Genomic DNA, 9659 nt, shown 5'->3' with positions numbered 1-9659 from the left:
GGCGCGCCGCCGGCCGACACAGACGGGATCAGCCATGACGGCGACACCACCGCCCCCCGCCCCCGCCCCCGCCCCCTTCCCCACCCCCGCTCCCGCCGCCCTCCCCGGCCACGCCGCCGGACGCGTGCGGTACGCGCCCCACCCGCACCGGGCGCGCCCGGCCCTGCTGGCCGGCGAGGACGCGACCGCCCCCGACCCCCACGTGATCCGCGGCATCGACTGACGCCAGGTCAGCACGAAGGCACGAGACGCGGAATCCGCCGACTCAGCGAGAGGCACCGAGGTACATCGACATGGGAATGGCTGATCGGGGCGGCCGGGAACGCCCCTCGCACGCGGTCGCCGTCATCGGGATCGGCTGCCGCTTCCCCGGCGCCGACGGGCCCGGCGCCTTCTGGCGGCTGCTGCGCGACGGCGGCGACGCGGTCACCGGCCGACGGCACGGCCGCGGCCCCGAGCGCGGCGGGTTCCTCGACCGGGTCGACGGCTTCGACCCCGCCTTCTTCGGGATCTCGCCGCGCGAGGCCCTCGCCATGGACCCGCAGCAGCGGCTCGCCCTCGAACTGGCCTGGGAGGCCCTGGAGGACGCCAGGACCCTGCCGGGCGACCTCCGGGGCAGCCGGACCGGCGTCTTCCTCGGGGTCATCGCCGACGACTACGCGAAGCTCGTGCACGACGCCGGCCCCGACGCGGTGACCGGCCACACCCTGACCGGCCTCCAGCGCGGCGTGACCGCCAACCGGATCTCGTACGCCCTCGGCCTGAACGGCCCGAGCCTGGTGGTGGACACCGGCCAGTCCTCGTCCCTCGCCGCCGTCCATCTGGCCTGCGCCAGCCTGCGGAACGGCGAGTCCGAACTGGCCCTGGCCGGCGGGGTCAACCTGATCCTCGCCCCCGGGAGCACCCTGGCTCTGGAACGGGCCGGGGCCCTGTCGGCCGACGGCCGCTGCTTCACCTTCGACGCGCGCGCGAACGGCTACGTACGGGGCGAGGGCGGCGGGGTCGTCGTCCTCAAGCCCCTGGAGGCCGCCCTCCGGGACGGCGACCGCGTCCACGCCGTCATCCGCGGCAGCGCCCTCAACAACGACGGCGCGACCGAGACCCTCTCCACGCCGGGCCGGGCCGCCCAGGAGCGGGTGATCCTCGACGCCTGCGCCGACGCGGGCGTCGCCCCGGCGGAGGTCGCGTACGTCGAACTGCACGGCACCGGTACCCGCGTCGGCGACCCGGTCGAGGCCGCCGCGCTCGGCGCGGCCCTGGGCTCCGCCCGCACCGAGGACGCCCCGCTCCTGGTCGGGTCGGTGAAGACGAACATCGGCCACCTGGAGGGCGCGGCCGGGATCGCCGGCCTCATCAAGGCCGTCCTGTGCGTCGGCGCCCGCGAACTCGTCCCCACCCTCCACCACGCGGGCCCCGGCGACCGCGTCCCGCTCGACGCGCTGCGGCTGCGGGTCGTCACCGAGGCCCGGCCCTGGCCGTCGCCGGACGGGCCCCTCGTCGCGGGGGTCAGCTCCTTCGGGATCGGCGGGACCAACTGCCACGTGATCCTCTCCGAACCACCGGCCACGGCCACGGCCACGACCACGGCCACGGGCACGACCACGACCACGACCACGACCACGGGCACGACCACGGCCACGGGCACGGCCACGGCCACGGCCACGGGCACGGCCACGGGCACGGCCACGGGCACGACCACGGGCACGGCCACGGACACGGCCACGGACACCGCCCCGGACGCCGTGCCCTCCGGCGGCGAGCGGGACGCGGGGCCGCTGCCCTGGGTCCTGTCGGGACGCGACGAGGCCGCGCTGCGGGACCAGGCCGCACGGCTGCGCGCCCACGTGGCGGCGCGCCCGGAGCTCGGCGCGGCCGCCGTGGGCCGGTCGCTGGCCCTCACCCGCACCGTCTTCGCCCACCGCGCCGTGATCGTCGCGGACGGCCGGGACGGCTTCCTCGCCGAACTGGCGGGCCGGGCCGCCGGCCGGCCGTCGGCGGCCGTCGTGGAGGGCCGCCACGCGGGGCCGCCGGTCCGGCCGGTCTTCGTCTTCCCCGGCCAGGGCTCGCAGTGGGCCGGCATGGCCGCCGAACTCCTGGACACCGAACCGGTCTTCGCCGCCCGGCTCCACGCCTGCGCCGACGCCCTGCGCCCGTACACGGACTGGTCGCCGGCCGACGTCCTGCGGGGCGCCCCCGGCGCTCCGCCGCTGACGGCCGACGAGGTGGTCCAGCCCGTCCTGTGGGCGGTGATGGTGTCGCTGGCCGCCCTGTGGCGGTCGGCCGGGGTGGAACCCGCCGCCGTGATCGGCCACTCCCAGGGCGAGATCGCCGCCGCCACCGCCGCCGGGGCGCTCTCCCTGGCGGACGGGGCGCGGATCGTGGCCCTGCGCAGCCGGACGCTGGGCCGGATCGCGGGCCGGGGCGGGATGCTGTCGGTGGAACTCCCGCCCGCCCGGGTGGCGGAGGACGCCGGGGCGGTCGCGCCCGCCCTGACGGTCGCGGCGGTCAACGGCCCCGCGCACACCGTCGTCGCGGGACCGGCCGCCGCGCTCGACGCGCTGGCCGCCCACTACGGGCCGGAGGTCCGCACCCGGCGGATCCCGGTCGACTACGCCTCGCACAGCGCGGACGTCGACGTCCTGCGGGAGGAACTGCTCGCCGCCCTCGACGGGATCGCCCCCGGCCCCGCCGGCGTGCCCTTCGTCTCGACCGTCACCGCAGGACCGGTCGACACCGCCTCCCTGGGGCCCGCCTACTGGTTCCGCAACCTGCGCGAACCCGTGCGGTTCGGACCGGCCGTCGAGAAGCTGCTGGACGAGGGCCACACGACCTTCCTGGAGATCAGCCCGCACCCCGTGCTGACCACGGCCGTCCGCCGGGCGATCGACCTGCGCGGCGGGGACGGCGCCGCGCTGGGCACGCTCCGCCGCGACCACGGCGGCCGGCGCCGGTTCCTCACCGCGGCCGCCGACGCCTTCGCGCACGGCGTCGCCGTCGACTGGGCCGCGCTGCTGCCCCGCTCCGCCCCCCTGGCCGACCTGCCGACCTACCCCTTCCAGCGCCGCTCCTTCTGGCCCGCCGGACTGCCCGGCACCGCCGGGGAGACACCGGACGGGCCGCCGGCCCCGCCCCCGGCCGCGCCCCCGGCCGGGGACCCGCGGGCGATGCGCGAACTGGTCCGGAGCCTCACCGCCCTCGTGCTCGGCGCCGGTTCGGCCGCCGACGTCCCGCCCGGCCCGACCTTCCGGGAACTGGGCCTGGACTCGGCCATGACGCTCGAACTGCGCGACCGGCTGTCGACCGCGACGGGGCTCGCTCTGGAGAGCACCTTCCTGTACGACCACCCGAGCCCGGCCGCCGCGGCCGACGCGCTCGCCGCCCTCGCCGCGGCGGGCGGTCCCCCCGGGGCCGTACCGGAACGGCCCGGACCCGCCCGCGTGGACACCCCGTCCGGCGCCGGCGACCCCGTCGTCATCGTCGGCATGGCCTGCCGGTTCCCCGGCGGGGTGGACTCCCCCGACGACCTGTGGGACCTGGTCGCCGCCGGGACCGACGCCGTCGGCGACTTCCCCGGCGACCGCGGCTGGGACCTGGCGGCCCTCCACCACCCGGACCCGGAGCGGCCCGGGACCTCGTACGCGCGCCAGGGCGGCTTCCTGCGGGACGCGGCCGGCTTCGACGCGGAGTTCTTCGGCATCAGCCCGCGCGAGGCCCTCGCCATGGACCCGCAGCAGCGGCTCCTCCTGGAAGTCGCCTGGGAGGCGCTGGAACGCGCCGGGATCGACCCCGCGACGCTGCGGGGGAGCCGCACCGGGGTGTTCGCCGGGGCCATGCACTCCGGGTACGGGCCGAGCATGGAGACCGCCGGACCCGGCGTCGCGGGCCACCTCCTGACCGGCACCGGCCTCAGCGTGGTCTCCGGGCGGATCGCCTACGTCCTCGGCCTCAACGGGCCCGCGCTGACCGTCGACACCGCCTGCTCGGCGTCGCTGGTCGCCCTGCACCAGGCGGTGCGGGCCGTCCGCGGCGGAGAGTGCTCGCTCGCCCTGGCCGGCGGGGTCACCGTCATGGCCACCCCCGGCATGTTCGTGGAACTCTCCCGCCAGCGGGTGCTCGCCGCCGACGGCCGCTGCAAGGCGTTCTCCGCCCGGGCGGACGGCACCGGCTGGGCCGAGGGCGCGGGCATGCTCGTCGTCGAACGCCTCTCGGACGCCCGCCGCCACGGCCACCCCGTCCTCGCGGTGATCGCCGGCACCGCCGTCAACTCCGACGGCGCCTCCAACGGGCTCTCCGCGCCGAGCGGCACCGCCCAGCAGCGCGTCATCGAGGACGCCCTGGCCGACGCCGGCCTCACCCCCCGTCAGGTCGACGCCGTGGAGGCGCACGGCACGGGCACCGCGCTCGGCGACCCGATCGAGGCCAACGCCCTGATCGCCGCCTACGGACGCGACCGCGACCGGCCGCTGTGGCTCGGCTCCCTCAAGTCCAACATCGGACACGCCCAGGCGGCGGCGGGCGTCGGCGGCGTCATCAAGACGGTCCAGGCCCTCCGGCACGCGACCCTGCCCGCCACCCTGCACGCCGACGAGCCGTCCCCGCACGTGGACTGGGACTCCGGCGCGGTCGCCCTCCTCGACCGCTCCCGCCCCTGGCCCGAGACCGGCGCCCCGCGCCGCGCCGGCGTCTCCTCGTTCGGGATCAGCGGCACCAACGCGCACGTGATCCTGGCCGAGCCGCCCCCCGCGGACGGCCCCGCCGACGAGCCGGCCCGGCCGCCCGTGGTCCCCGTCGTCCTCTCCGCCCGGACCCCGGACGCCCTGCGGGAGCAGGCCCGGCGGCTGGCCGCCGCGCCCCACGACCCGACCGGCGCGGCACCCGCCCTCGCCACCAGGACCCCCTTCGAGGAACGCGCCGTGGTGATCGCCGCCGACCGGCGGGAGGCCGGCCGGGCCCTGGACGCGCTGGCCCGCGGCGAGGAGGCCCCCGGCCTCGTCACCGGCCGGGCCGCCGAACCCGGCAGGACCGTACTGGTCTTCCCCGGCCAGGGCGGCCAGTGGCCGGGCATGGCGGCGCGGCTCGCCGCCGAGAGCCCCGACTTCGCCGCCCGCCTGGCCGCGTGCGGGCGCGCCCTCGCCCCGTACGTCGACTGGTCGCTCACCGACGTCCTGGAGGGCGCGGCCCCGCTCGACCGGGTCGACGTCGTCCAGCCCGCCCTGTGGGCCGTGATGGTGTCGCTGGCCGGGCTGTGGCGCTCGGCCGGCCTCGTCCCGGACGCCGTGATCGGCCACTCCCAGGGCGAGATCGCCGCCGCCACCGTCGCCGGGGCGCTCTCCCTGGAGGACGGCGCCCGCGCCATCGCGCTGCGCAGCGCCGCGGCCACCGGCCTGACCGGCCGGGGGAGCATGGCCGTGGTCCCGCTGCCCGCCCGGCGGGTACGGGAACGCCTCGGCGCCCTCCTCCACGTCGCCGCCGTCAACGGACCGGCCACCACCGTCGTGGCCGGCCCCCCGGAGGCGGTCGCCGCACTCGTCGACGGCTACCGGGCCGAAGGCGTCGACGCCCGCGCCGTCCCGGCGGCCTTCGCCTCGCACAGCCCCGCCGTCGAACCGATCCGCGAACGGATCCTCGCCGACCTGGCACCGCTGGCACCGCGCGCCGGGGAGATCCCGATGATGTCCTCCGTCACCGCCGACTGGCAGGAGGGCGGCGCGCTCGACGCGTCGTACTGGTACCGCAACCTGCGCCACCCGGTCCGCTTCCAGGAGGCGGTCGAAGCGCTCGTCGCCTCCGGGCACACCGCCTTCGTGGAGGTCGGCCCGCACCCGGTCCTCTCCGGCGCCCTCGGCCAGATCCTCGAAGGGGCCGGGGCCGACGGGATCGTGACCGCCTCGCTGCGCCGCGACGACGGCGGCCTGCGCCGCTTCCTCACCTCCGCCGCCGAGGCCCACGTCCGGGGCCTGCCCCTCGCGTGGGGACGGCTCACCGGACCCGCCACCGGACCGGCCGCCGCCCCCGCCGGCCTCCCCACCTACCCCTTCCGGCACCGCCGTCACTGGCTCGCGCCCACGACCGGACCCGCGGGCACCGCCGCCCTCGGCCAGGCCCCGGCCGGCCACCCCCTGCTCGGGGCGGCCGTCGACCTCGGCGACGGCGAGACGGTGTTCACCGGCCGGCTCTCCACCCGCACCCACCCCTGGCTGGCCGACCACACCGTCGCGGGCACGGTCGTCGTACCGGCCACCGCCCTCCTGGAGACGGCCCTGCACGCCGGCGCGGAGGCCGGCACGCCGCGCGTCGAGGAACTGACGCTCTCCGCACCCCTGGAACTCCCGGAGGACGGCGCCGTCGACCTGCGGGTCCGGGTGGCCGCCGCGGACGCCGACGGGCTGCGCGCCTGCCGGGTGACGGGCCGGACGGCCGGCGGGGAGTGGACCGAACACGCCCGCGGCACCCTCGGACCCGACCGGGCGGCGCCACCGGCCCCCGCGGACCGGCCGTCCGCCGCGGCGTGGCCGCCCGCCGGGGCCGTACCGGTGCCGGTGGACCGCGTCCACGAGGACCTCGGGCTGCGCGGGCACGGCCACGGCCCGGTCTTCCAGGGGCTCCGGGCCGCCTGGCGGCGCGACGCGGAACGGTTCGCCGAGGCCGCCCTGCCCGAACCGGAGGCCGGGAACGCCGCCTCCTACCGCCTCCACCCCGCCCTGCTCGACGCGTCCCTGCACGCCCTGGCCGCCGAGGAGGCCGCCCGCCGGGGCCGGCCCGTGCGGCCGCTGCGCTGGCGCGGGGTGTCCCTGCTCGGCACGGGCGGCCACGCGTCGCTGCGGACGCGCGCGGAGCCCGCCGCGGACGGCGGGACCTCCCTGACCCTGCTCGACGCCGACGGACGGCCCGCGGCCCGCGTCGACGCGCTGGAACTGGGCCCGGCCGGGACGGCCCCCGCCGTGGACCCCGCCGCCGCCGCGCGCGACTCCCTCTTCGTACCGGACTGGGAACCGCTCGCCGGACCGGCCGCCGCCGTGACGCCCGGTCACGCGCCGGTGCCGTGGGACGCCTTCGCACCGGACGCGCCGGCCGGACCCGCCGTCGTGGCCTGCCCGGACGGGACGGACGCCGCCGGCGTACCGGCGGCGGCCAGGGACGCCGTGCGCCGCACCCGCGACCTGCTCGCCCGGTGGCTCGCCGGGGACCGGCCCGCCGAGGACCGCCTGGTCCTGGTCACCCGGGGGGCCGTCGCGGCCCGGCCCGGCGAGACCGTCACCGACCTCGCGCAGGCGGCGGTCTGGGGCCTGGTGCGGACGGCACAGGTCGAACACCCGGGCCGGTTCGTCCTGGTCGACCTCGGCCCGGACACCACCGAGGTCCCGGCCGCGGCCACGGCCTCGGACGAACACCAGCTGGCGGTCCGGGACGGCGCCGTCCTGGTGCCCCGCCTCAAACCCGCCGCCGACGGCCCCCTCCTGCCGCTCCCCGGGGACGCGCCCGCCTGGCGCCTGGACCTCCCCGAACGCGGCACCCTGGACGCCCTGGAGCTCCGGCCGTGCCCCGAGGCCGCCGCCGAACCCGGCCCCGGCCGGGTCCGGATCGCGGTCCGCGCCGCCGGACTCACCTTCCACGACGTCCTCGGCGCGCTCGCCCTGCACCCCGGCGACCCCGGCCCGCTCGGCCTGGAGGGCGCGGGCGTCGTGACCGCGACCGGCCCCGGCGTCACCGGCCTGGCCGTCGGCGACCGGGTGATGGGCCTGTTCCCCGGCGCGCTCGCCACCACGGCCCACGCCGACCCCCGCACCCTGGTCCGGATCCCCGACGGCTGGTCGTTCACCCGGGCCGCCGCGGTGCCCGTCGCCCACCTGGCCGCCCTGCACGCCCTGACCGAACTGGGCGCGGTGGAGCCCGGCGACCCCGTCCTGATCCACGCCGGGGCGAGCGGCGTCGGCATGGCCGCGATCCAGCTCGCCCGCCACCTGGGCGCCGACGTCCACGCGACCGCCAGTCCCGCCAAGTGGCCCGCGCTGCGCGCCCTCGGCCTGACCGACGACAGGATCGCCTCCTCCCGCGAACCCGGCTTCGGCACCCGCTTCGGCGCCGGCGGCCGGCCCATGGCGCTCGTCCTGAACTCCCTCACCGGCGAACTGCTCGACGAGTCGCTGCGGCTGCTGCGGCCCGGCGGCCTCCTCGTCGACCTGGGCAGGACCGACCCCCGGGACCCCGCCGAGGTGGCCGCCGCGCACCCCGGCGCGCGCTACCGGGCGTCCGACCTCCTCCGGCTGCCGCCCGAGCACCTCGGCCGCCTCCTGCGCCGGGCGGTCGAGCTGTTCGCCGAGGGCGTCTTCACCTGGCCCGCCGTCACCGACCTGGACGTCCGGCGCGCGCCCGAGGCCCTCGGACTGCTGCGGCGGGGCGCCCACGTCGGCAAGGTCGTCCTCACCGTCCCGCCGGTCCTCGACCCGGACGGCACCGTCCTGATCACCGGCGCCACCGGCGCCGTCGGCCGGGCCCTCGCCCGGCGGCTGGTCACCGGACACGGGGCGCGCCGGCTCCTGCTGGTCTCCCGCCGCGGCGGCGACGCGCCGGGCGCCGCCGGCCTGGCCGCCGACCTGACCGGCCTCGGCGCCGAGGTGCGCTTCGCGGCCGTGGACGTCGCCGACCGGCGGGCCGTCGCCGCGCTCCTCGACACCGTCCCCGCACGACACCCGCTGACCGCGGTGGTCCACGTCGCCGGCGTGGTCGACGACGCCCCGGTCACCGCCCTCACCCCCGACCGGATCGACCGGGTCATGCGGGTCAAGGCCGACGCGGCCTGGCACCTGCACGAACTGACCGCGGACCGTCCGCTGACCGCGTTCGTCCTGGTCTCCTCGGTCATGGGCACGCTCGGCGGGGCGGGCCAGGGCGGCTACACCGCCGCCAACGCCTTCCTCGACGGGCTCGCCCGCCACCGCCGGTCCCGGGGCCTGCCCGCCCTCGCGCTGGCCTGGGGCCTGTGGGACGACCCGGACGGCATGATGGGCGCCCTCACCGACGCCGACCGCGCCCGCTTCGCCCGGGCCGGCCTCGTCCCGATGGCCCCCGACCACGGCCTGGCCCTGCTGGAGGCGGCGCTGCCGTCGCCGCACGCCGTCCTGGCCCCCGCCAGGTTCGACCGCGCGGTCCTGCGCGACCTGGCGGCGGACCTCCCGCCGGTGCTCCGCGCGGTGGCGGCCGGCGGCCCCGCCCGGCCCGGCGGCGCGCCCGGACGGCGGCTCCGGCCGCTGCGGGAGGAACTCACCGGCCTGGCCGCCGCCGCGCGGGCGGAGGTCCTGGCCGACCTGGTCCGCACCCACATGGCCGCCGTCCTCGGCACCCGGCCCGAGAAGATCGCGGACGACCGGCCGTTCGGCGAGCTCGGACTCGACTCGCTCACCTCGGTCGAGTTCCGCAACCGCCTCGGCGCCGCGACCGGCCTCAGGCTCCCCGTCACCCTCCTGTTCGAGGCCCCCACGCTGCCGGAGGTCGTCGCCGTCCTCGACGCGGAACTCGCCCCGCGCGAGGAGCCCCCGGCCCCGGCCCCGGTGGTCCCGGGGGACACCGGGGACGCGGAGGTGACGGCGCTCGTCGAGGCCGCGACCGCCGACGAACTCCTCGACTTCATCGACCGCGAGCTCTCCGGCTCCTGACCCCCA

The 9659-nt window shown here is 78.9% G+C and carries 2 protein-coding genes; both read left to right on the top strand.

Annotated features, from left to right (window positions below; all coding sequences use genetic code 11):
* Nucleotides 1-34: 34 nt before the first annotated feature.
* On the top strand, nucleotides 35-223 hold the full coding sequence (locus AB0E83_RS03970; protein WP_362105425.1) for a hypothetical protein: 189 nt from the start codon (nucleotides 35-37) through the stop codon (nucleotides 221-223).
* A 70-nt stretch (nucleotides 224-293) separates the two neighbouring features.
* Nucleotides 294-9653 carry an SDR family NAD(P)-dependent oxidoreductase gene (locus AB0E83_RS03965; RefSeq protein WP_362105423.1) on the top strand — a complete coding sequence of 3120 codons (9360 nt, stop codon included), beginning with the start codon at nucleotides 294-296 and terminating at the stop codon, nucleotides 9651-9653.
* The last annotated feature ends 6 nt before the right edge of the window (nucleotides 9654-9659 follow it).

This window comes from Streptomyces sp. NPDC035033, from assembly GCF_040636735.1.
Classification (GTDB): Bacteria; Actinomycetota; Actinomycetes; order Streptomycetales; family Streptomycetaceae; genus Streptomyces.
Note: the sequence above shows the minus strand (reverse complement) of the source record. Positions and strands in the feature narration are given on the sequence as shown.